This window comes from Sphingomonas sp. F9_3S_D5_B_2 (assembly GCF_054263715.1).
In genome coordinates this window covers 331,166-351,431 of sequence record NZ_JBSZFB010000002.1, presented here as the reverse complement: position 1 = coordinate 351,431, position 20,266 = coordinate 331,166, and the positions used below count along the sequence as shown (strand labels likewise).

At 63.8% G+C, this 20,266-nt stretch carries 24 protein-coding genes; 14 read left to right on the top strand and 10 right to left on the bottom strand.

Annotated features, from left to right (window positions below; translation table 11 throughout):
- Positions 1–7: 7 nt before the first annotated feature.
- From ACUXST_RS07645 to ACUXST_RS07630, 4 genes are read right to left on the bottom strand one after another with little or no spacing between them, the layout of a single operon-like run.
- Positions 8–1,093: an FAD-dependent oxidoreductase gene (locus tag ACUXST_RS07645; RefSeq protein WP_458389376.1), complete on the bottom strand. Its 1,086-nt coding sequence runs from the start codon at positions 1,091–1,093 to the stop codon at positions 8–10.
- 26 nt (positions 1,094–1,119) lie between these two features.
- Complete coding sequence (gene hslV, locus ACUXST_RS07640; RefSeq protein WP_458389375.1) at positions 1,120–1,659, bottom strand: ATP-dependent protease subunit HslV; 540 nt, start codon at positions 1,657–1,659, stop codon at positions 1,120–1,122.
- 49 nt (positions 1,660–1,708) lie between these two features.
- Positions 1,709–2,278, bottom strand: a complete 570-nt coding sequence (locus ACUXST_RS07635; protein WP_458389374.1) for a TMEM175 family protein — start codon at positions 2,276–2,278, stop codon at positions 1,709–1,711.
- 54 nt (positions 2,279–2,332) lie between these two features.
- Entirely contained in the window at positions 2,333–4,240 is a 1,908-nt protein-coding gene (locus ACUXST_RS07630; protein WP_458389373.1) for a PAS domain S-box protein, read from the bottom strand.
- A 270-nt stretch (positions 4,241–4,510) separates the two neighbouring features.
- Between ACUXST_RS07630 and ACUXST_RS07625 the strand changes: the two genes are divergently transcribed.
- Positions 4,511–4,717, top strand: coding sequence for a hypothetical protein (locus tag ACUXST_RS07625; protein ID WP_458389372.1), 207 nt, complete (start codon positions 4,511–4,513; stop codon positions 4,715–4,717).
- Between the two features lie 172 nt (positions 4,718–4,889).
- Positions 4,890–5,810 (top strand): IS1595 family transposase, encoded by a 921-nt coding sequence (locus tag ACUXST_RS07620; RefSeq protein ID WP_458389371.1) that lies wholly within the window; start codon positions 4,890–4,892, stop codon positions 5,808–5,810.
- A gap of 160 nt (positions 5,811–5,970) precedes the next feature.
- Here ACUXST_RS07620 and ACUXST_RS07615 read toward each other — a convergent pair whose 3' ends face one another.
- The gene (locus ACUXST_RS07615; RefSeq protein ID WP_458389370.1) at positions 5,971–6,780 is read right to left on the bottom strand and encodes a DUF3800 domain-containing protein; all 810 of its coding nucleotides are present in this window, start codon (positions 6,778–6,780) and stop codon (positions 5,971–5,973) included.
- A 147-nt stretch (positions 6,781–6,927) separates the two neighbouring features.
- Between ACUXST_RS07615 and ACUXST_RS07610 the strand changes: the two genes are divergently transcribed.
- From ACUXST_RS07610 to ACUXST_RS07575, 8 genes are all read left to right on the top strand, one after another.
- On the top strand, positions 6,928–7,476 hold the full coding sequence (locus ACUXST_RS07610; RefSeq protein WP_458389556.1) for a glycoside hydrolase family 108 protein: 549 nt from the start codon (positions 6,928–6,930) through the stop codon (positions 7,474–7,476).
- A gap of 61 nt (positions 7,477–7,537) precedes the next feature.
- Positions 7,538–7,852, top strand: coding sequence for a hypothetical protein (locus ACUXST_RS07605; protein WP_458389369.1), 315 nt, complete (start codon positions 7,538–7,540; stop codon positions 7,850–7,852).
- Positions 7,849–8,415 carry a hypothetical protein gene (locus tag ACUXST_RS07600; RefSeq protein ID WP_458389368.1) on the top strand — a complete coding sequence of 189 codons (567 nt, stop codon included), beginning with the start codon at positions 7,849–7,851 and terminating at the stop codon, positions 8,413–8,415. The genes ACUXST_RS07605 and ACUXST_RS07600 overlap by 4 nt, the downstream gene beginning before the upstream one ends.
- 77 nt (positions 8,416–8,492) lie before the next feature.
- On the top strand, positions 8,493–8,756 hold the full coding sequence (locus ACUXST_RS07595) for a DUF2171 domain-containing protein (protein WP_458389367.1): 264 nt from the start codon (positions 8,493–8,495) through the stop codon (positions 8,754–8,756).
- A 97-nt stretch (positions 8,757–8,853) separates the two neighbouring features.
- On the top strand, positions 8,854–9,177 hold the full coding sequence (locus ACUXST_RS07590) for a hypothetical protein (RefSeq protein WP_458389366.1): 324 nt from the start codon (positions 8,854–8,856) through the stop codon (positions 9,175–9,177).
- A 20-nt stretch (positions 9,178–9,197) separates the two neighbouring features.
- Complete coding sequence (locus tag ACUXST_RS07585; RefSeq protein WP_458389365.1) at positions 9,198–9,788, top strand: hypothetical protein; 591 nt, start codon at positions 9,198–9,200, stop codon at positions 9,786–9,788.
- A gap of 155 nt (positions 9,789–9,943) precedes the next feature.
- Positions 9,944–10,141, top strand: a complete 198-nt coding sequence (locus ACUXST_RS07580; protein WP_458389364.1) for a hypothetical protein — start codon at positions 9,944–9,946, stop codon at positions 10,139–10,141.
- A 51-nt stretch (positions 10,142–10,192) separates the two neighbouring features.
- On the top strand, positions 10,193–10,879 hold the full coding sequence (locus tag ACUXST_RS07575; protein WP_458389363.1) for a TMEM175 family protein: 687 nt from the start codon (positions 10,193–10,195) through the stop codon (positions 10,877–10,879).
- 65 nt (positions 10,880–10,944) lie between these two features.
- On the opposite strand, the gene ACUXST_RS07570 is transcribed toward ACUXST_RS07575, so the two are convergent.
- Complete coding sequence (locus ACUXST_RS07570; protein WP_458389362.1) at positions 10,945–11,289, bottom strand: hypothetical protein; 345 nt, start codon at positions 11,287–11,289, stop codon at positions 10,945–10,947.
- A 351-nt stretch (positions 11,290–11,640) separates the two neighbouring features.
- On the opposite strand from ACUXST_RS07570, the gene ACUXST_RS07565 reads away from it, so the two are divergent.
- A complete protein-coding gene (locus ACUXST_RS07565; protein WP_458389361.1) occupies positions 11,641–12,174 on the top strand; it encodes a hypothetical protein in 534 nt (177 codons plus the stop codon).
- A gap of 40 nt (positions 12,175–12,214) precedes the next feature.
- On the opposite strand, the gene ACUXST_RS07560 is transcribed toward ACUXST_RS07565, so the two are convergent.
- Entirely contained in the window at positions 12,215–12,514 is a 300-nt protein-coding gene (locus ACUXST_RS07560) for a hypothetical protein (protein ID WP_458389360.1), read from the bottom strand.
- Positions 12,515–12,534: 20 nt separating this feature from the next.
- Here ACUXST_RS07560 and ACUXST_RS07555 point away from each other — a divergent pair, with 20 nt between their 5' ends.
- Together ACUXST_RS07555 and ACUXST_RS07550 are read left to right on the top strand one after the other, a co-directional pair.
- Entirely contained in the window at positions 12,535–12,954 is a 420-nt protein-coding gene (locus tag ACUXST_RS07555; protein WP_458389359.1) for a VOC family protein, read from the top strand.
- A 126-nt stretch (positions 12,955–13,080) separates the two neighbouring features.
- On the top strand, positions 13,081–13,641 hold the full coding sequence (locus tag ACUXST_RS07550; protein WP_458389358.1) for an alpha/beta hydrolase: 561 nt from the start codon (positions 13,081–13,083) through the stop codon (positions 13,639–13,641).
- Between the two features lie 564 nt (positions 13,642–14,205).
- Here the strand turns inward: ACUXST_RS07550 and ACUXST_RS07545 are convergent.
- Positions 14,206–14,598, bottom strand: a complete 393-nt coding sequence (locus ACUXST_RS07545; protein WP_458389357.1) for a GFA family protein — start codon at positions 14,596–14,598, stop codon at positions 14,206–14,208.
- A gap of 183 nt (positions 14,599–14,781) precedes the next feature.
- The gene (locus ACUXST_RS07540; protein ID WP_458389356.1) at positions 14,782–15,207 is read right to left on the bottom strand and encodes a hypothetical protein; all 426 of its coding nucleotides are present in this window, start codon (positions 15,205–15,207) and stop codon (positions 14,782–14,784) included.
- Positions 15,208–15,297: 90 nt separating this feature from the next.
- Between ACUXST_RS07540 and ACUXST_RS07535 the strand changes: the two genes are divergently transcribed.
- Entirely contained in the window at positions 15,298–17,253 is a 1,956-nt protein-coding gene (locus ACUXST_RS07535) for an ATP-dependent helicase (protein WP_458389355.1), read from the top strand.
- 11 nt (positions 17,254–17,264) lie between these two features.
- On the opposite strand, the gene uvrA is transcribed toward ACUXST_RS07535, so the two are convergent.
- Positions 17,265–20,243, bottom strand: a complete 2,979-nt coding sequence (gene uvrA / locus ACUXST_RS07530; RefSeq protein ID WP_458389354.1) for an excinuclease ABC subunit UvrA — start codon at positions 20,241–20,243, stop codon at positions 17,265–17,267.
- Positions 20,244–20,266: the final 23 nt, after the last annotated feature.

Sequence of the window (20,266 nt, the reverse complement as noted above, 5' to 3'; positions counted from 1 at the left end):
ACGCCGTTCAAGCGCGGCAGCGGAAGCTGCTGAAAAAGCGCTTATGGCTCGCAACGATGCGGGCGATGTCGTCCGGCTGCGGATTAGCGTTCCATTCGCCCATTTCGTAGCTGCCGCCGAGCAGGATGCCGTCCGCACGCGGGAACATGTACCCGGCCTCACCGGTGAACGCGTAGCGGACCTCCGGTTGCGGCTCCAGGATGGCGAGCTGTCCACGCACCGGCCGCAGCTCGGTGTCGCCAAACAGGTCGCGGCTGCCGAGGCCGGTGCAGTTGAAGACCAGCGTTTCCGGCAGCGCAGTGATGTCCGCTGGCGAAGCGAAGCGCCGGACCTCGATCTCGCCGCCGGCAACCTGCACGTCCCGGACCATCTGGCGCAGGTAGCGTCCAGTCTCGACATACATGGTGTCATAGCGAAGGACGCTTGTGACCGGGAATGGGTGTTCAGCAACGGTCAGCAGGCGGTTCACCGGCGGGAAGGTCTCGAGCAGCCGCGCCTCTGGTGTGCCGGTCTCGACGTAGGTTGGCAGCCAGTGAATGCCGTAGTCGTCCCCGACCATAATCTGGAAGCGCCGCCAGCTATAATCGAGCGCGCGGGTGAACTGCGCCTTCCATGCCGGCGTCACCGCGCTTTCACGGAACAGGCCGAACGGGTGAAACTGCCCTCCGGCGACGTTCGACGTCGTGTCCGGCGGAAGTGCAGCTGCGTAGATGGTGACCGGGAACCCTGCCTCCTGCACCAGCCGCGCCATCGCGAGGCCGACCGCTCCCGAACCGAGCACCGCGACGGGCCCGCTATGCCCCGCCAAGCCGATCTCGGCCGCGAGCTTGGACGTCCCCCAGCTCATCGTGATGCCGGAGCCGCCGTGGCCGTAATTGTGGACCAGCCGCTTGTCACCGAGCGGGTCGGCGCGGACGACAAAACCGGAGCGGCGGAACGGCCGCAGCCCCGCAACCGTGCGAATGACGCGGCTCTCGTCCACGTCGACGGGCACCAGCGGCGTGCAACCGGAGGCGGAGCGGCTTCCGACCGTAGCGCAGCCCGACAGCAGAGCCGCCGAGGCGGCGGAGAATGTTCGACGGTCCAACAACATGCGCGCGAGCCTAGCCGCGCAGCGGGTCAGCCTTCAATCGTCTCGACGGTCAGCCGGTCATTGGTGAACACGCACACTTCCGAAGCGATCTGCATCGCGCGTCGGGCGAGCACTTCCGGGTCCTGCTCGTAGTCGGCGAGCGCCTTGGCCGCCGACAGCGCGTAGTTGCCGCCCGATCCGATCGCGGCAATCCCGCCCTCCGGCTCAAGCACGTCGCCGTTGCCGGTGAGGATCAGCATGATGTCCTTGTCGGCGACGATCATCAGCGCTTCCAGGTTGCGCAGATACTTGTCGGTGCGCCAGTCCTTGGCGAGCTCGACCGCGGCGCGCATCAGCTGGCCGTTATACTGCTCCAGCTTGCGCTCCAGCCGCTCGAACAGGGTGAAGGCGTCGGCAGTCGCGCCGGCAAAGCCGCCGATCACCTCGCCCTTCTCGCCGATCCGCCGGACCTTGCGGGCGTTGGGCTTCATCACCGTATTGCCCATCGACACCTGGCCGTCGCCGGCAATCACCGTCCGGTTGCCCTTCTTGACGCCAAGGATCGTAGTTCCGTGCCAGCTTTCCAACTTGCTCTCCGCTTGAGTTCAAACGGCAGGTGGGTCGCCGCCCGGCGCCTTACAAGCGCCGTTCGAACCGCCGGTCCGGGATGAGCCACATGATCGCGACCGCGACGTAGAGCGCCACGGCGACGTACGGCGACACCAGGAACGCAGCCACCAGCCCGAGCGCATAGATCACGATACTGAGCCACTCCTTCATCTTGCCGCCGACCGCCTTGGCGATCGTGGGGGACTGGTCCTCCACGGCAATCAGCGCCTTTTCGAGAATCAGGTAGGAGATTGCGGCCATGATGAGCACGCCGAACGCGGCGGTGGGGATGCTGGTGATGCCGCGCTCGCCGACCCAGCGGATCACGAACGGGAACAGGCTAAGCCAGAACAAGAGTCCCAGGTTCGACCACAGCACACGTCCGTCGACCCGCTTCGCCGTCTGCATCATGTGGTGGTGATTGTTCCAGTAGATCCCGACATAGATGAACGAGAGCAGGTACGCGCCGAAGATCGGCAGCTCTGGCCGCAACGCCGCGAACCCGGAGCCTGCAGGCACCCGAAGCTCCAGCACCATGATAGTGATGATGATGGCGATCACGCCGTCCGTGAAGGCGTTCAGCCGTTCCGAACCCATGCGCCCTCCCCGATGCCCGCGTTGACGCTAGCGAGCTCGTGCGCAGGCGCAAAGCTATTGAAGCGCGAGGTCCTGCTTGAGCAGCTTCTGAAGCGCCTCGCTCAGCGAATCGAACTCGTACGGCTTCTGCAGCACCGGGAAGCCGTGGGTGCCGCTCACCTGCTCGCTGTAGCCGGTCGTCAGGAGGATCGGCAGTTCCGGGAAGCGGTCACGGACCTTGCGCGCAAGCTCGAGCCCGCTGATCCCGCCTGGCATGATGATGTCGGAAAAGATCAGCTTGGGCTTCTCGCCGGAAGCGAGCCGGTCGAGCGCTTCTTTCGCGCTGTGGACGATCGTCGGCTCGAACCCCAGCTCGTCGAGCATGCCGGCCGCAAGCTCGGCGACCATATCGTCGTCCTCGACGATCAGGACGCGCCCGAGCGTCAGCTTGTCCGGAGCATGCCCGCGCCCGCCGGAAAGCTCCCCGCCGCGGCTGGCCGGAACATAGATCGTGAAGATCGAGCCTTTGCCGACTTCGGAACTGACGGCGACGGTGCCGCCGAGCTGCTTCACGAAGCCGAACACCTGGCTGAGCCCGAGTCCAGTGCCTTCGCCGAACGTCTTGGTGGTGAAGAACGGCTCGAACACCCGCTCCATGGTCTCGCGACTCATCCCCGTGCCGGTGTCGGAGACGCGCAGCGCCACGTGCTCGCCGTGCAGTCCGTCGGGGTCGCCGCTCAGCACCTCGTTGCTGGCGCTGACCTTCAGCTTGCCGCCGTTCTTCATCGCGTCGCGAGCGTTGAAGGTGAGGTTCAGAAGCGCAAGCTCCAGCGCCCCGGCGTCCGCATCGACGTTCCACAACTGGTCGGACATCTCCAGCACGACCTCAATGTCCGAACGGAGCGAGGGCCGCAGCAGCGTCGTCACTTCGCTCAGGAACGACTTCAGTTCGATCTGGTGAATCTCCAACGGCTGCGCGCGGGCAAATGCGAGCAGCTGCTTGGTCAGGCCAGCGCCCCGCTGCGCGGAGTTGCGGATCCCGTCGATCATGCGCCGGAGCTTGGCCTCGTTGTCGAGGTTGCGCAGCGCAAGGTCCGACGCGCCGAGGATCGCCGTCAGCAGGTTGTTGAAGTCGTGCGCGAGGCCGCCGGTCAGCTGGCCGAGCGCTTCCATCTTCTGCGAGCGGAACAGCTGCTCGCGCGATTCTTCGAGCCGTAGCTGCGCCTCCCGCTTGTCGGTCATGTCGCGGGTGATCTTGGCGAAGCCGAGCAGCTCGCCCTGGTCGTCGCGGATTGCGTCCAGCACCACGCTTGCCCAGAAGCGGGTGCCGTCCTTGCGAACGCGCCAGCCTTCCGCCTCATAGCGCCCCACCTGGCGGGCGGTCTCGATCGCCCTGAACGGCACACCCGCATCGACGTCTTCGGCAGCGTAGAAGCGGCTGAAATGCTCGCCGACTATCTCTTCGGGCGTATAGCCCTTGATGCGTTGGGCGCCGGCGTTCCAGTTCGTCACCTTCCCATCTGGGTCGAGCATGAAGATCGCGTAGTCCGTCACGCCCTGGACAAGGATCCGGAACCGCTGCTCTGCCTCCAACAGCGCCTGCTGCGCCTGCCGCTTCTCGGTCATGTCGCGGGTGATCTTGGCGAAGCCGACCAGCTTGCCGCTGTCGTCCTTGATCGCGTCAATGACTACGCTTGCCCAGAACCGCGTCCCGTCCTTGCGAACGCGCCAGCCGTCGGCCTCGTATTTGCCCTCGCTGCGCGCGGTTTGCAGGGCGCGATAAGGGACGCCAGCCTCCCGGTCTTCATCGGTGTAGAATTTCGAGAAGTGTTGGCCGACGATCTCGTCCGTCAGGAAGCCCTTGATCCGCTCCGCACCTGCGTTCCAGCTGGTCACGTGCCCGTTGATATCGAGCATGTAGATCGCATAATCGACCACCGACTGCACAAGCAGCCGGAACGGGTCATCCGAAATTGGTGTCACTAAAACTCGGCTCCCCTCGCGGCCCAAACGCAACCAGCCCGGATCCTTAACACCCGAAATCGTGACGGGTTCAATTCGAAACGTCGTCACTCGCCCGTTGTGGCACAATCGCCACGTGCCGGACGCGATCGTGCCTTGCCATGATCGAGCGCCAGATCGCCGATGCTTACCTCAAGCTTCAGGACTCCAACGAACCCGCCGGCAGACTAAACAGCAATTTCGTTCCGCTGTTCAATCTGTGCTAACCACGTCCTGCTGCGGGGGTGGCGGATGCAGAATTACAGGGTCTACTGTCTGGACGGGGCCAGCAAGTTCGTCACCGCGGAAGTCATATTTGCGGAAAACGACGAAGAAGCCGTGATGCTCGCCCGCAAGCTCGAGACCGGGTTGCGGCGCGAGATCTGGGACCGCAACCGCCACGTCAGCACCATTGAAATCGACCCCGGTCCCGGTCCCGCAGAAACGGACCCCGTATAGCGTCGAGCTTGTAGGTCCGGCGACACTCACCTGCTCGCGATGCCTGGTGTTCGTGATGCGCCGACCGACCGGCCCTTTCCTACAGCACACCTATTTGGTTAGTTCTCGGCGTTGTTATACTTGACATACCCAAGCTAGAGGCGTAGGTCTGTTTCCACAGAGGGAAACGACCATGACCAGCGCACTTTCAGCCAAGCACTTTCACGACGAAGATGCGGCCTTCGCATACGTCGAAGCGCGGGTTTGGCCGCAAGGTCCGGTCTGCCCGCATTGTGGCGGCGTCGAGCGCCTGTCGAAGATGCAGGGCAAGAGCACCCGTAAGGGCCTCTACAAGTGCTACCAGTGCCGCAAGCCGTTCACCGTTCGCATGGGCACCATCTTTGAGAGCAGCCACGTTGCGCTGCATATCTGGCTGCAAGCCATGTATCTCATTGCTGGTTCAAAGAAGGGCATCAGTTCGAACCAGCTTCACCGCACTTTGGGCGTCACTCTCAAGACCGCATGGTTCATGTCGCACCGCATCCGTGAGGCAATGCGCTCTGGCGATCTCGCGCCGATGACTGGCACCGTTGAGGCCGACGAAACCTACATCGGCAAGAAGACCGGTGTCGTGAAAGGACCGAAGGACGTTGGCTTCCGTCACAAGCTGCGCGTTGTCGCGCTCGTGAGCCGCGACAGTGGCGAAGTTCGTTCGTTCCACAGCGAGCGGATCAGCGGCGGTGAAGTCGCCAACATCGTTCGTGCCAACGTTGATCGTGAAGCCCGCCTGATGACCGACGAGGCCCGCCACTACTGGTCGGTTGGCCGTGAGTTCGCCAAGCACGAGCGCGTCATGCACGCTGGCGGTGAGTATGTCCGTGGCGATGCCTACACCAATACCATCGAAGGCGTGTTCAGCATCTTCAAGCGCGGCATGCGTGGCATCTACCAGCATTGCAGCGAGAAGCATTTGCACCGTTATCTGGCAGAGTTTGATTTCCGCTACAGCAACCGCATCGCACTCGGCTGCAATGACGAAGATCGTGCAAGCCGCCTGTTGACTGGCATCGTTGGCAAGCGTCTCACCTATCAAACAGCTAGTGCGAGGGCCTGATGCGGTACAAAAAACTAACGCCGAGAATGACTCCGGAAGAGCAGAGCGAAGCGTTCAAGCAGGAAGCTCAAAGGCGTATCGACGCTGGCGAACTAAACCCCACCGACGCAGATGCCGCGATGGATGCTCTAGTTAGAAAGAGCATCAAGGATCACGGCGCTTAGCTGCGAGGGACTCCCGCATCCGTGAGTATCTGTTGGACGACGGCATTCCACTCGCGTTTCGTTCGAATATCACTCGTGCCCGGGATGCTCTTCATGCCCTCGCCCAGATACTCCAGCACGTCGTTGGGTATCTCCACAGAGTAGCTCAATCCGGGGATGCGGATCAGGTCGCGAAGCTGCTCGTACTGGGCTGGGTAGGTGCCTTCGAGATCTCGCCGCGTGTGCCAAGCCAGCATGTCAGCGGCTTGAAGCGCAACGAAGTCCTTGTCGTCTCGAAAGATCGGTGACGGGTTGATGAGCCTTGCCCACTCCGGTGGCTGCTGGGAGATCGTGTGATCCCAAAAGAGCAGAACTTGCTTGCTGACGTTGTCCTGCCTGTCGAAGATGAAGTCGCACGGAAGATGCACACCAAGCGAATGACATATCCTGGCAACGCCACAAGTAAGAGCGAAGACTAGAGGGTAGTACGGAGTTGCCAATCCATAAGGTGCGTATGGCTTCAGAACCTTCTTCTGGTGAGCGGTGCTCATGGAGCAATCCACGCTCAAGGGACTGAAAGCACTTATCACTCGTGCCAGATCAACTAGCTTGGCCGTGCGCTTGCTCTCCGACCAACCCTCGAACTGGTCGCGGCGATTCTGAGCCTCTGCCATTTTGAAGTATTCAATGCGCGGCTCTCGATGGAGAGCAGCTTCCCAAGCATCTGAGAACTCAGCCCACTCCTGCGCGGGGGCGACATATGCCGCCAAGACCAAGCGGCGCTCTCCCGTATTGCTCTCGGAGTCGTCGATGAACGCTTGGAGCATGACGAGCGTCTTGGCACTGCGAAGGCGGCTCGGATACCCACTGACGAGTGCCCATATTGCATTAGCGCTCATCTACTTGGGTATCCCAAGTATAACAACGCCTAGTTCTCGCTCGACTCGAAAGGAGTGGCGGGAATGGATGACAGAATCGATGTCGACGGGCTGATCGACGAACTTCTGCAACGCGAGGGCGGGTTCGTTGATCATCCCGCCGACAAGGGCGGGCCGACGTGCTTCGGCATCACGGAGGCCGTGGCCCGCGCGCACGGCTATGCCGGGACAATGCGAAAGCTGCCGCGCTCGGAGGCCGCCGCGATCTACCGCCGCCTTTACTGGCTGCGCCCGCGCTTCGACGAAGTCGCCAGGCGAGCGCCGCGGGTCGGCGCCGAGCTGTTCGACACCGGCGTGAACATGGGCCCGGCGGTCGCCGCCACCTTCCTGCAGCGCGCACTGACTGCGCTCAATCGCAATGGCGCCGACTACGCCGACGTCCTGCCCGACGGCCGCATCGGCGAGCGCACGCTTGACGCCCTCGACGCCTTCCTTGCCGCCCGGGGCTCGCGCGGCGGCGAGACGGTGCTCATGCGGGCGCTCGAAGCGCTCCAGGGCGAACGCTACCTGCGCCTCGCCGAGCGCCGCCCCGCCAACGAGGCGTTTCTCTACGGATGGCTTGCGAACCGCATCGGTGAGCTATGAGCCTCGCGCGGGCGCACGCGTAGCACTGGGAACTTTGGGAACATTCGAACTGGAGAATGGTATGAACCAGCTTCCGCCCCCGGGCACTTTCGCTGAAGGCCAGCGTCTCGTTTACGGCCTGCTCGCCGCAGCCGGCGGCATGTTTTCCGGCAGTTGCGCCGTCGGCACCATCGCCCTGCTGATGTGGGGCGGCTGGACGCTGCAGGAGCAGCACAGCATCGTCGTCATCTTCGGCTGGTCGCTCGGCGGGTTCATCGCTGCGATGATCGCCGTCATCGTCGGCCTGCTCGCCGGCGGACCCGTCGGCCGGCTCCGCCTGTCGGCAAGCCGCGACGGCGCCAGCATCGAAGCCGAGTGCAACGAGGTGCAGGCATGATCCTCCGCTCGCTCAACGGCCAGGGCATCGCCGGGCTTGCCGCTGCGATCGCGCTGCTTGGCTTGCTCATCGTGCAGCACCTGGATGCCCAGCACTGGCGCAAGGAGAGCGACCGCTTCGAGAAGCTCTACGGCGACGAGCAACTGGCATTTGCAAAGACGACTGCCGCCTACCGCGAGGCAGCCGAGACTGCCCGCGCCGAGGACCGCGCGAACGCGGAGCGAGTCGCCTCCGAACAGAGCGCCATCAACGAAAGGACCGAAGATGATTTCGAAACGCGCCTTGCCGCCGCTCGCCTTGCTGCTGACCGCCTGCGCCGGAACTCCCCCGCCGGTCCAGCCGATCGCGGCGCTGGCGGAGCAGCACCAATGCCCGGCCTACCCGCTGCCGCCACAAGCGCTACTGAAAGCGCCGGTCGTGACGGACTTCCTGCCACCAGCCTCGACGACGACGACGCACTGATCGCGACGGAGCAGGCGATCCAGCTCGACGAGCTTATCAAATGGGTGAAGCGCCAGGCTGCCGTCGACCCGAATTCCGCCGCGGAGTCTGCCTCGCACTGACGCCCAGGACTTCTGAGCGCCGATGCATCCTTAACTGCTGTCCGAACGTTTAGAGCGCGAGCAAAGGAGGCACTGCCATGACGACAGCATTCGACCAGATCCGCGAGCACATGAGCGTGATCGGCGCAGACGGCGCACCGATCGGCACCGTCGACCGTGTTGAAGGCGACCGCATCAAGCTGATCCGTCATGACAGCGGCGCCGGCCACGAACAGCACCATCATTACCTGCCGAAGGGTCTCGTTGCCGACATCGAGGGTGACACGGTCCGCCTGAGCGCGCGCGGCGATGTCGTTGCCGACCTGTTCGAGCAGGAAGAGTCCGGCCAGCCGATCGGCTGAGCCGGGTGCGGCTTACGGACGCGCCGGGGCCTCGGCTGGACGGAAGTCCTGCTCCAGGTGATTGCATCGGGCCGAGAGGCGTCCGACATATGCACATATGAAGAAGGACGGACTCGCGCCGCCGCCCGCCGAACGGGCGTGGACGCGCATCGACGATTATCTCGTGCATATGCGGCGTCGGGACGCGGCAGCGCGCCGCCGCCGCAAGCTCGCGCCGCGGACCGAACCGGAAACGCCGCGGTTCATGCTGAGCACCCTGCCCTTCCTCGCGCTGCTGTCGGTGCTTGGCGTGATGAGCATTGCGATGATGATCGTCGCCTGGCCCGGCCGTGAGCGGGTGGTGCAAGCCCGTCCGGCCGCGCACGAGGTCGGCACCGCGCCCAAGGGCTGGCTCCAAGAAGCGCAACGGGAAATGCGCTAAGCCGCGGTGCGGCGCGCGTCATGTTCATCGGTGGGCAATCTCCCCGCCCCGAGGGTCGCGCGATGCTGATCGGCGCGCCCGTCCTCCTGTTCGCCCTTGCCCAAACGGCGAGCGCGGCAGCGGGAGCGCCGAACACGGCACCTCCCTCTGCAACGGTCGCCAACCCCGCGGACCCGTGCCGTTCGTCGGTGCCGGGCAGCGACACGAACGCCATCATCGTTTGCGCGCCCAAACCGCAAGGCTATCGCATTGATCCGGACATTCTCAAGGCACGGCGCGAAGCACATAACAATCGCGTCCACCCGAAAGGGCGCGAGATGATGAAGGACAATCCCTGCGCGACCGTCGGGCCGATGGGCTGCCGCGGCAATGCCGGCATCGACCTCGTCAATGCAGCGGGCGTCCTCGCGCAGATGGCCGGCAAGCTGAGCCGCGGCGAGAACGTCGGCAAGATGTTCGAGACCGATCCGCAGCCGAGCGAATATCAGCTGTACGTCGAGGCCAAGAAGCGCCGCGAGGCCGAGGAAGCGCAAGCGGCTGCCAAGGCGACCGCCAGAGCTGCCCGGTCCGCAGCAGCGCAACCCGCTGCTCCTGCAGCGTCGGCACCATAGCGTCGGGCCAAGCTGTGGTCCGGCCGCGATAGTCGGCCGGCCGAAATTGGTTCGCGGAGGCGAACGGGTGTAAGGAGCCCCATCATCGCGCCTTGTCTCAGCGCAGCGGTGACCGAGAGACCTCCTGAGAGCTCCCGCTGTTCAAGGAGCGTTTCATGTTCGATCCTGGAAAACCGTACCGCGTCTACTGCTTCGACGGCTCGTCGATGACCGTGTCCGGCGACCTCATCGAAGCCGCCGAGGATGCCGAGGCGATCGCCAAGGTCGAAACACGCGGTTTCGGGTCGAAGTGCGAGATCTGGGAAGGCCACCGGCTTGTCGCCGAGCTCGAGGGCGAGCGCCGCCAAGCCTAGGCCTTTGCCCTGCCGCCATTGCTGCTAGATTGGCGGCGAACAGGGGGGCGGATGGCAAAGCGGGCAGTATCTGGGCGAGCGGCGAATGCGCGCGCGGCAAGCGCCGGCGATGATGTCCATGCGCACACGCCCGCTCACCCGCTGGAGCGCCTGATCTTTTTTTCCGACGCAGTGTTCGCGATCGCGATCACCTTGCTGATCATCGAAGTCACGCCGCCGCATCTCGGCAGTCATGCCACCGATGGCGACCATTTGATCGCGCTGGTGAACCTCAGTTCGAGCTTCGTCGCCTTCTTCATCAGCTTCTTCGTGATCGGCGCGTTCTGGGCCGGCCACCACCGGGCGTTCAGCCTGGCACGCCACTGGTCGCCCGGCCTCGTGATGCCGAACACGCTGATGCTCGCGGCGATCGTCTTCATGCCTTTCGCAACCGCCTACATGGGCCTGAACATGGGGCAGCGGGTGCCCACCGTGTTCTATGACCTGGTGCTGATGACGACGGGGCTGCTGAACATCCAGCTGGTTCGCCGCGCAACGGCGCCGCCGGTCGTCGACGAACAGGCGGATCCGCTGGTAGTTGCCAGGACCCGGGCGCGCGGCTGGGGCGTGACGCTCGGCGCGGCCATCGCGCTGGCGCTGGCCCTGTTCGTTCCGCGCTACAGCCAGTTCGGACTACTGACGATCCCGCTGTGGCTGCGGCTTGCGGTCGGCCGTGCCGAGAAGCGCCTGCAGCAGTAGCTGCTGCGTGCACGGAAAAGCCCGGCGGAATCGCTCCCGCCGGGCCGTCCGATCAAACCGAAGGGTTACTTGGTCTGGGTCAGGTTCTGCTTGGCGAACGCGTTCGCGAGCGCCTTCGAACCGTTCTTGGCGGTGCAGGTGACGGGATCGTCGCCCTTGCGCTGCGAAGCCAGCACGTTGGCGTTCACGCCGCAGACGTTGGCGGCGACGCCGATCGGCACCTGGACGGCAACCGGAACCGACACGTTGTTGAGCAACGCGATCTGGTCGTTGTTCAGGAAGTTCTTGAGAATGTCGACGTTCTGGACGTTGACGGCGACGAGGCCGTTGCCGCTGCCGGTGTTGACCTGGCCGAGCGCCGGAGTGGCGAGCGCGGCGACGGCGGCAGTAGCGATCAGGATGTTACGCATGTTCTTACTCCATTCGATTGAGTGCATGAAATTCGGGGCGCGGGCCGCGGTCGACAGGACCCCAGGCGCACCCTCCCTTTCCCGCCTCGTGTCGGACGGGTCGGATTGCTCAACGCACTCAAGCCGTTGTTTTCCCCATGGATTGCGGCAGGTGGAGCAATGCACGGGGCAGGATGTGTCGGCTGCCAGACGCTCGGAAAAAGCACAGGCGAGCAGTTGTCGCCGAGGGCAAGTTGGCTGCGCGGATGCGTGGCAAATAATTTACCGAATATCCCTCTAGGCAAACTCAACGGCGTTCGGCATCTTCCGCAAATTCTTGCTCGGGGGAGCAAGTAGAAGGGGGAAAATCCATTGTTCCAGCTTATCGCATTCGCCGCGCTCGCAGCGGCTCAGACTTCGACGTCCATCGCACCTGCCCAGCAAGCGGCAATCCTCTCGTCCTCGACCGACAACGTGCTTCGCGCCGGCGTCGAAGTGCCGCTCAAGCTCGAGGAGGGTCTCGACTCCAACAACAAGACCCTGCGTGAAGGCCAGCAGTTCCGCCTGACCGTCGCCAACGCGGTCATGCTCGGCAACGCTGTCGTCATCCCGGCAGGCAGTCCGGCGACCGGCGAGATCACCGACATCCGCCACAAGGGCATGTGGGGCAAGTCCGGCCGTATTGCGGCGCGCGTGCTCAACGTCCGCGTCGGCGATCGCCTCGTCCGGCTGAGCGGAACGTTCGACGACAAGGGCACCACCGGCACTGCCGGCGTGGTCGGCGCCGTCGTGCTCCTTCCGGTCGCGGGCTTTTTCATGACCGGCACCAGCGCCAAGATCCCGGCAGGATCGGGCATCAAGGCGTTCCTCGACGAAGACCTGAAGATCGGCGCTCCGGCGCACTAAGCCCCGCTTCTTGCGGCACTCACGCCGCTGGCAGTCGCAGTTAAACAGGAGGCAGCACGACCAGTCGTGCTGCCTTTTTGTTGCAGCGCTCGCATTTGAGGCGGCGGCGGATGCGTTCGAGATCGCCGGGTCCGCAGCGGCTGACGACCTCGGCTCCGGTCAGCGTGTGGGCGGCGGCGCACATCCCGCACTCGATGCGCAGGCTGGCGCGGAAGCGGACGAGATCGGCGGCCGTGCCGACATGCTTGTAGGACATGCCGCCGCCGTACCCGCATGAGAACGATTCGTGAACACCGGAATGGTGGCAAGCGGCGCGCGCGGCGAATAAACGGCGGCTCACGCAATTCGAAGGAGAGGCTGGTGCTGGGCGTTCGCAAGGTGGCCGCGCGATTGCCGGTAAAGGACCTGGACAGGGCGCGCGCCTGGTATGGCGAGAAGCTTGGCCTGCAGCCGGTCGAGGAGCGGCCGGGCGGGGTTCGCTACGTGGTCGGCGGGTGCGAGTTCGCGCTGTTCACGTCGGCCGGCCAGTCGAGCGGCAGCTTCACGCAGATGGGGTTCGAGGTCGCCGACCTGCGCGCCACGGTCGCCGAGCTCAAGCGGCGCGGAGTCGTGTTCGAGGACTATGACCAGGGACCGCTCGTCACCGTCGACGGCATCGCGACGATCAAAGGCAATTACCCGAGCAAGGGCACCGGCGAGCTCGCCGCCTGGTTCCGCGACTGCGACGGCAACATGCTGGGGATCGGACAGCCGATAAACGAGGAGCCAGATGGCGGTTGAAGGATCATGCCATTGCGGTGCGATGCGGGCGTCGGTGCCGGAGCGTCCCGAGCGTCGTGCCAAGCTGTGGGCTGGCGCGGCCGCGGCTCTCGGAACTGCGCAAAACGGCAGTGCGTTGCCCGAGCCATGACGCCGCAAATTTTGTTCATTCAGGGGGGCGGCGACGACGTCCACGACCAGTGGGACAACAAGCTTGTCGACAGCCTGGCGGCCGGGCTCGACATCGACCCTGGAGCGATCATCTATCCCCGCATGCCGGACGAGGGCGATCCGCACTACGCCCCCTGGAAGGTGGCGATGGTGAACGAAATCAACGCGCTCGACGAAGGCGCGATCCTGATTGGCCACTCGCTAGGCGGCGCGATCATGATCAACGCCATCGCCGAGAACCCGCCGACCGCAAAACCTTCCGCCATCATCCTGGCGTCGGCCCCGTTCATCGGCCAGGGCGGTTGGCCGAGCGACGAGATCGAGGCGAAGCCCAATCTCGGTGAGCAGTTGCCGCAGGGCGTGCCGGTTTTCCTGTTTCAGGGAAGTGCCGATGAAACCGCGCCGCCGGCGCATGCCGAGCTCTATGCCAAGGCCATCGCCCAAGCGCGGGTGCACCGCCTCGAGGGCCGCGACCACCAATTGAATAACGACCTGAGCGAGGTCGCCGCGTTGATCCGCCGGATCTCAGGGGCTTAGAATCGCCCGCCGGCTGCTTCGAGGTACGCGCCTGAGATCGACGAGAAGCGCTGCATCGGCCAGCTCAGGGCACAAGAGGCGCGGTGCAGGACAGCAAAGATCGCCGAGCGCAGCTGAGCGATCGCGAAGCAATAGGGAGCACCGCGTAGAGCCGATCTTTGCCGGCCGGCGGGGCGGCGCACAACCGCGCCGAACCCGTCCGACGTCACGGAATTTACTCCGTGACGCCCCTCTCCTGCCCGCGAATGTTCCCAAAGTTCGCAGTGACGGCGCAGAATCGACGCCGCAGTTGAGAGTGCCGAGTGCCGACGCGGCGGCAATGCTGGCGGAAATCGACGGTCGAAAGAGCCGCCCCAACCCAAGCACATCGATCCACGTGTAGGACAGCAAGAATCGCCGAGCGCAGCGCCGCCGACGCAGCGCGAAGAGCCGATCATTGCCCGGCCCGCGCGGCGCGATCCCCGACGTGATCCGGGGGAGCGAACCCGTCCGACGAGCAGCCGCACGCCGCCATGCCGGGGCATTGCGGACCGGCTGCTGATTTACTCCGTGACGGCCTCCGCCCTAGTCCTCCGACCGGCCCGTGCCCTCGCGGTTGTGGGCGTAGTGGTGCGCGAGCGGAAATGGCGGCAGCCAGGATTCGCGGCGGACGGTCCAACATTCGTAGGTGGGCGTCAGCTGATCCGGCGAGTTGAGTGCGCCGAGGTGCACTTCGACCTCGTCGCCGAAGCGGTTGAAGACGGAGGAGCCGCAGCGTGGGCAGAAGTGACGGCCGTTGAACTCACGGGTCTCGCCGGTGATGGTCACCGCAGCCTGCGGGTACATGGCGGCGGCGAAGAACAAGGCGCCGTGGTGCTTGCGGCAGTCGAGGCAGTGGCAGAGGCCGACGCGCCAAGGCTCGCCCGAGGCGGCGATGCGGACGTCGCCGCAGAGGCAGGAGCCGGTGATTGCGCGCATGGTGCCAGTCCTCCGATTGAGTCCCAGGTGCCTCTAGCGAGCTATGCAGAGATCGCCGAACGCAGGTGAGCGATTGCGGAGCAATCGGCAGGCAGCGCGAAGACCCGATGTTTACCGGTCGGCGGGGCGGTGCGCCTCAAGCGAGCCGGGCCCGTCCCACGTTACGGATTTACTCCGTGACGGCTACAGCGTGCGTAGTGTCGCGGCGTATCTCACCAGCTTTTGGCGATCACCTCGATCAAGCTCCCGCACGGCCGCGCCGCCTTGGAATGATCGGCCAAGTACGGGACTCGCAGTGCTAATGCCTAATGAACGCACGATCCGTTCTGCGTCGTTGCCATTTAACTCAAAGTAGGTGCTGAGTGCTGGGGCGGAGCGCATGAACTCAGCGCCATATCTCGACCGATCCTGCGACCCCAGTGGATTTGTGCCGGTCTCGACAACGGTAAACCGAGCAACCAACGGATAGCTGCCGTTTGCACGACCGATCGCCCAGACATCATCGCCAGCTTCGAGGTTCCGCATGACCGGGCTATTTTGATTAAGCTTGTAAATGGGGCCATTCGCGGTGTCGGAGGCGTACAATTTCCAATAGTACAGATAATCCATCTCTCGGACTCCACTAGCCAACCTCGGCGGGTACTAGACTTAGCCACAATGTCGGGGCAGCTAAACGTCGCCGGATCGAACGTTTAGCTGATGGGGGTTGCGTTGGCGTGGGACACTGATCTCGATCCGGAATCTGAAGCTTACTCAATTGCTGCTTCAGAGAATAACCGCATCCGTGTGGTGGCAGGCCCCGGTACTGGCAAATCTTTCGCAATGAAGCGGCGTGTGGCTAGGCTTCTTGAGACTGGGGTCGATCCAAGTTCTGTCCTCCCCGTAACGTTTACGAGAGTAGCGGCCGAAGATTTGCATCGCGAGCTAGTCGCGATGGATACTCCGGGTGCTGACCGGCTGAAGGCAACGACACTCCACAGTCTTGCACTACGCATCCTAGCGCGAAACCACGTGCTAGCGACCACAGGTCGCACACCTCGCCCCCTGAACGAGTTCGAACTAGAGCCGTTGTATGCTGATCTGCACGAGTTCGGCGGCAAGAGAGCGATCTCCAAAAAGATTCAGGCTTATCACGCTGCTTGGGCTCGATTGCAGGATGACGATCCCGCAGATGTTGAGGAATTTCGTGACGCTGCATTTGAAATTGCGCTGATCGACTGGCTGGTCTTTCATCGTGGCATGCTGATTGGGGAAGTAATTCCATACTTGTACGATTATCTACGTAACAATCCTGCAACACCGGAACGCGTAGAATTCGCACATATCCTCGTAGACGAATACCAAGACCTAAACCGCGTCGAGCAGGAAATCGTAGGCATGCTTTCCGACGCGGCACACGTATGCATCGTCGGCGATGATGATCAATCGATCTACAGCTTCAAGTACGCTCACCCTGAAGGTATACAAAACTGGTGTGAAGAGCATGAGGAAGCAGACGATCTAGAACTCACGGACTGCAGGCGTTGCCCTGGCCGGGTTGTGAGGATTGCCAATCATCTGATCGCCGAGAGTCCAACTCGCGAGAATGACCGGGACCTCGTCGAGTGGCCCCCCAATGGGGACGGCATAGTTCGCGTCATTCAGTATGCTGATCTGCAACGCGAAGTCCGAGGCATTGTGGATATTGTCGAAGGACTGATGGGTGAGGAAACACACCCAGGCGACATAATCATATTAGCTCAGCGTAAGAAGATCGGAACTTACATATACGAAGAGTTGGTGAACCGCGGCATTCCGGCCAAATCCTACTATCAAGAAGCCGAACTAGAGGATGAAGAGACACAAGAGAGATTTGCGTTCTTGAAACTCGCTGCCGAGCGGGACGATAGGGTCGCTCTTAGATGGCTGCTGGGAAAAGGCAGCGCTTCTTGGCTGCGCGGCGGTTATGCCCGCGTGAGAGCAAATTCCGCGCAAACCGGGCTTTCTCCTTGGCAGATACTGGAGGCCTTGCGAGATGAAGATATTGCATTGCCGCACACCGGACCGCTAGTTGATCGGTTTGCGGAGATCTGCAACCGCACCGAAGAGCTTCAAGAGCTTTTCGACGACGACGGTATCGGCCCCTTAATTGAAAAACTCTTCCCAGAGGATGATGATCGCTGGCGGGACTTGCGGGGCCTAGCTCTCGAAATCTTAGAGAGCGATGAGGTCGATGACGAAACCTCTCTCTCGGAATTTGTTTCACAACTGAGCTACGCAATTGCCCAGCCTGAAATCCCGTCAGAGATTCAGGACGTGCGAGTGATGAGCCTTCACAAGAGCAAAGGATTGTCCTCGCCGGCCACTATCATCGCGGCCTGTGTCGAGGGCGTGCTCCCCGGACGACCTGATGAGAACGCCACCCACGACGAAGTACTCGCGCATATCGAAGAGCAGCGACGCTTATTGTTCGTGGGAATCACCAGGGTGAAGGCGTCTCCAGCAAATGGCCACCCCGGGCGGTTGTATCTGACCTACTCTCGCCGAATGGGCGCTGGGGATGCGCGCCAGTCAGGAATCCAACCAGCGGCTTTTGATTATGGTGAGGCAGTTCTGCATGCGAGCCGATTTCTGCAGGATTTGGGCGCAGCGGCTCCTGCGCCGGAACGTGGGTAGCCTTTCGAATACTACTTGGCCCCAATCAAATCCGGCTCTTCGACCCCAATCTTGCGCGCCCGCTTCACCCGCGCCGGTTTCACCTCCACCACCTCGGGTTTGACGCTGGCCCTCTCCAGCAGCGGCCCGAGATACTGACCCGTCGCTGACGCCTCGCACGCCGCGACCGTCTCCGGCGTGCCCTCGACCACGATCTTCCCGCCGTTGACGCCGCCGCCCGGCCCCAGGTCGATCACCCAGTCCGCCGTCTTGATGACGTCGAGGTTGTGTTCGATGACGACGACGGTGTTGCCGGTCTCGACCAGGCGGTGGAGGACTTCGAGGAGCTTGCGGACGTCTTCGAAGTGGAGGCCGGTGGTGGGCTCGTCGAGGATGTAGAGGGTCTTGCCGGTGGCTCGGCGGCTGAGCTCCTTGGCGAGCTTGACGCGCTGGGCCTCACCGCCGCTGAGCGTCGTCGCCGGCTGGCCGACCTTGACGTAGCCCAGGCCGACCTCGAGCAGCATCAGCATCTTGTCGCGGATGCCGGGGACCGCCTTGAAGAATTCGGCGGCGTCCTCGACCGTCATGTCGAGCACGTCGGCGATGCTGCGGCCCTTGAACTTCACCTCCAGAGTCTCGCGGTTGTAGCGGGCGCCGTGGCAGACGTCGCAGGTGACGTAGACGTCGGGCAGGAAGTGCATCTCGATCTTCAGCAGGCCGTCGCCCTGGCACGCCTCGCAGCGGCCGCCCTTGACGTTGAAGGAGAAGCGGCCGGGCTTGTAGCCGCGGGCCTGGCTTTCCGGCAGGCCGGCGAACCAGTCGCGGATCTGGGTGAAGGCGCCGGTGTAGGTCGCGGGGTTGGAGCGCGGGGTGCGGCCGATCGGCGACTGGTCGATGTCGATGACCTTGTCGAGCTGCTCCAGGCCCTTGATCGACTGGCACGGGCCGCAGACGATGCGGGCGCCGTTCAGCGCGCGGGCGGCGCCGGCGTAGAGCGTGTCGATGGTGAGCGAGGACTTGCCGCTGCCGCTGACCCCGGTGACGCAGGTGAAGGTGCCGAGCGGGAACTTCACCGTGACGTCCTGGAGGTTGTTGGCGGTGGCGCCGGCGACGGTCAGGTGCTTGCCGTTGCCCTTGCGGCGGCGCGGCGGGACCGGAATCTCGCGGCGGCCGGAGAGATAGTCGGCGGTGATGCTGCTTTCGCAGGCGAGCAGGCCGGCGAGGTCGCCCGAGTAGATGACCTCGCCGCCGTGGACTCCGGCGCCGGGGCCCATGTCGATGACCTGGTCGGCGTGGCGGATCGCGTCCTCGTCATGCTCGACGACGAGCACGGTGTTGCCGAGCGACTTGAGGCGCTTGAGGGTTTCGAGGAGGCGGTCGTTGTCCTTCTGGTGAAGGCCGATCGACGGCTCGTCGAGGACGTAGAGGACTCCCGAGAGGCCGGAGCCGATCTGCGAGGCGAGGCGGATGCGCTGGGACTCGCCGCCGCTCAGCGTGCCGCTGGTGCGGTCGAGGTGGAGATAGTCGAGGCCGACATTGTGGAGGAAGCCGAGGCGCTCGTTGATCTCCTTGAGGATGGCTTTCGAGATTTCCTGATGCTGGGGGGAGAGCTTGTCGGTGAGACTGCCGAACCAGGCGTGGGCGTCGGCGACGCTGCGGCGCGACGACATGGAGATGTCCTCGCCGGCGATCTTCACCGCAAGGGCTTCGGGCTTGAGGCGGGCGCCGTGGCAGACTTCGCAGGGGAGCGAGGACTGGTAGCGTGACAGCTCCTCGCGCATCCACGCGCTCTCGGTCTGGAGCATCCGGCGGTTGAGGTTGCCGATGACGCCTTCGAACGGCTTCTTGACCTCGTAGCTCTTGCGGCCGTCGACGAAGCGCAGGGTGACCGGTTTGCCGGCGGTGCCGGTCAGGATGACCTGGCGCGCCTCTTCCGGCAGGTCTTTCCACGGCGTCTGGAGGTCGAAACCGTAGGCGCGGGCGAGGCTGGACAGCACCTGCATGTAGTAGGGCGACGGGGGGTTGGACTTGGCCCAGGGGACGACGGCGCCCTTGGCGATTGAGAGATTGTGGTTGGGGACGACGAGGTCCTCGTCGAACACCAGCTTCTCGCCGAGACCGTCGCACGCCGGGCAGGCGCCCTGCGGTGCGTTGAAGGAGAACAGCCGCGGCTCGATCTCGGCGATGGTGAAGCCGGAGACCGGGCATGCGAACTTCTCGGAGAAGATGATGCGGCCGGGCGCGCCATAGTCGAGCTTCATGCCGCCGCTTGCGGTTTCGGTCTCGGGCGTCGGATCGGCGGGGTCGAGGTAGGCCAAGCCTTCGGCGAGCTTCAGGGCGGTCTCGAAGCTGTCGGCAAGGCGGCTCTGAATGCCGTCGCGAATGGCCACCCGGTCGACGACGACTTCGATGTCGTGCTTGTACTTCTTGTCGAGAGCGGGTGCTTCCTCGATCGCGTAGAAGACCCCGTCGATGCGGACGCGCGTGAAGCCGGCCTTCTGCCACTCGGCGAGTTCCTTGCGGTACTCGCCCTTGCGGCCGCGGACGACGGGCGCGAGCAGATAGTGCCGCGAGCCCTCCGGTAGAGCCATGGTGCGGTCGACCATCTGGCTGACGGTCTGGGCGCTGATCGGCAGGCCCGTCGCGGGCGAATAGGGCACCCCGACGCGCGCCCACAGCAGGCGCATGTAGTCGTAGATTTCGGTGACGGTGGCGACGGTCGAGCGCGGGTTGCGGCTGGTCGTCTTCTGCTCGATCGAGATGGCCGGCGACAGGCCGTCGATATGCTCGACATCCGGCTTCTGCATCATCTCGAGGAACTGGCGCGCATAGGCCGACAGGGACTCGACGTAGCGGCGCTGACCTTCGGCATAGATGGTGTCGAAGGCGAGGCTCGACTTGCCGGAGCCGGAGAGGCCGGTGATCACGGTCAGGCTCTCGCGTGTGATGTCGACGTCAACGCCCTTGAGGTTGTGCTCGCGCGCGCCGCGCACGGAAATATGGGTCAGCATAGGTGCGTCATGTTCCGTTTATG

Bases quoted from the DNA above. Each gene is read 5' to 3' on its own strand.
- ACUXST_RS07645 (WP_458389376.1), bottom strand. From the start codon at position 1,093: ATGTTGTTGGACCGTCGAACATTCTCCGCCGCCTCGGCGGCTCTGCTG.
- ACUXST_RS07635 (WP_458389374.1), bottom strand. From the start codon at position 2,278: ATGGGTTCGGAACGGCTGAACGCCTTCACGGACGGCGTGATCGCCATC.
- ACUXST_RS07625 (WP_458389372.1), top strand. From the start codon at position 4,511: ATGCAGAATTACAGGGTCTACTGTCTGGACGGGGCCAGCAAGTTCGTC.
- ACUXST_RS07620 (WP_458389371.1), top strand. From the start codon at position 4,890: ATGACCAGCGCACTTTCAGCCAAGCACTTTCACGACGAAGATGCGGCC.
- ACUXST_RS07615 (WP_458389370.1), bottom strand. From the start codon at position 6,780: ATGCTCCAAGCGTTCATCGACGACTCCGAGAGCAATACGGGAGAGCGC.
- ACUXST_RS07605 (WP_458389369.1), top strand. From the start codon at position 7,538: ATGAACCAGCTTCCGCCCCCGGGCACTTTCGCTGAAGGCCAGCGTCTC.
- ACUXST_RS07600 (WP_458389368.1), top strand. From the start codon at position 7,849: ATGATCCTCCGCTCGCTCAACGGCCAGGGCATCGCCGGGCTTGCCGCT.
- ACUXST_RS07595 (WP_458389367.1), top strand. From the start codon at position 8,493: ATGACGACAGCATTCGACCAGATCCGCGAGCACATGAGCGTGATCGGC.
- ACUXST_RS07590 (WP_458389366.1), top strand. From the start codon at position 8,854: ATGAAGAAGGACGGACTCGCGCCGCCGCCCGCCGAACGGGCGTGGACG.
- ACUXST_RS07585 (WP_458389365.1), top strand. From the start codon at position 9,198: ATGTTCATCGGTGGGCAATCTCCCCGCCCCGAGGGTCGCGCGATGCTG.
- ACUXST_RS07580 (WP_458389364.1), top strand. From the start codon at position 9,944: ATGTTCGATCCTGGAAAACCGTACCGCGTCTACTGCTTCGACGGCTCG.
- ACUXST_RS07575 (WP_458389363.1), top strand. From the start codon at position 10,193: ATGGCAAAGCGGGCAGTATCTGGGCGAGCGGCGAATGCGCGCGCGGCA.
- ACUXST_RS07570 (WP_458389362.1), bottom strand. From the start codon at position 11,289: ATGCGTAACATCCTGATCGCTACTGCCGCCGTCGCCGCGCTCGCCACT.
- ACUXST_RS07550 (WP_458389358.1), top strand. From the start codon at position 13,081: ATGACGCCGCAAATTTTGTTCATTCAGGGGGGCGGCGACGACGTCCAC.
- ACUXST_RS07545 (WP_458389357.1), bottom strand. From the start codon at position 14,598: ATGCGCGCAATCACCGGCTCCTGCCTCTGCGGCGACGTCCGCATCGCC.
- ACUXST_RS07540 (WP_458389356.1), bottom strand. From the start codon at position 15,207: ATGGATTATCTGTACTATTGGAAATTGTACGCCTCCGACACCGCGAAT.
- ACUXST_RS07535 (WP_458389355.1), top strand. From the start codon at position 15,298: ATGGGGGTTGCGTTGGCGTGGGACACTGATCTCGATCCGGAATCTGAA.
- uvrA (WP_458389354.1), bottom strand. From the start codon at position 20,243: ATGCTGACCCATATTTCCGTGCGCGGCGCGCGCGAGCACAACCTCAAG.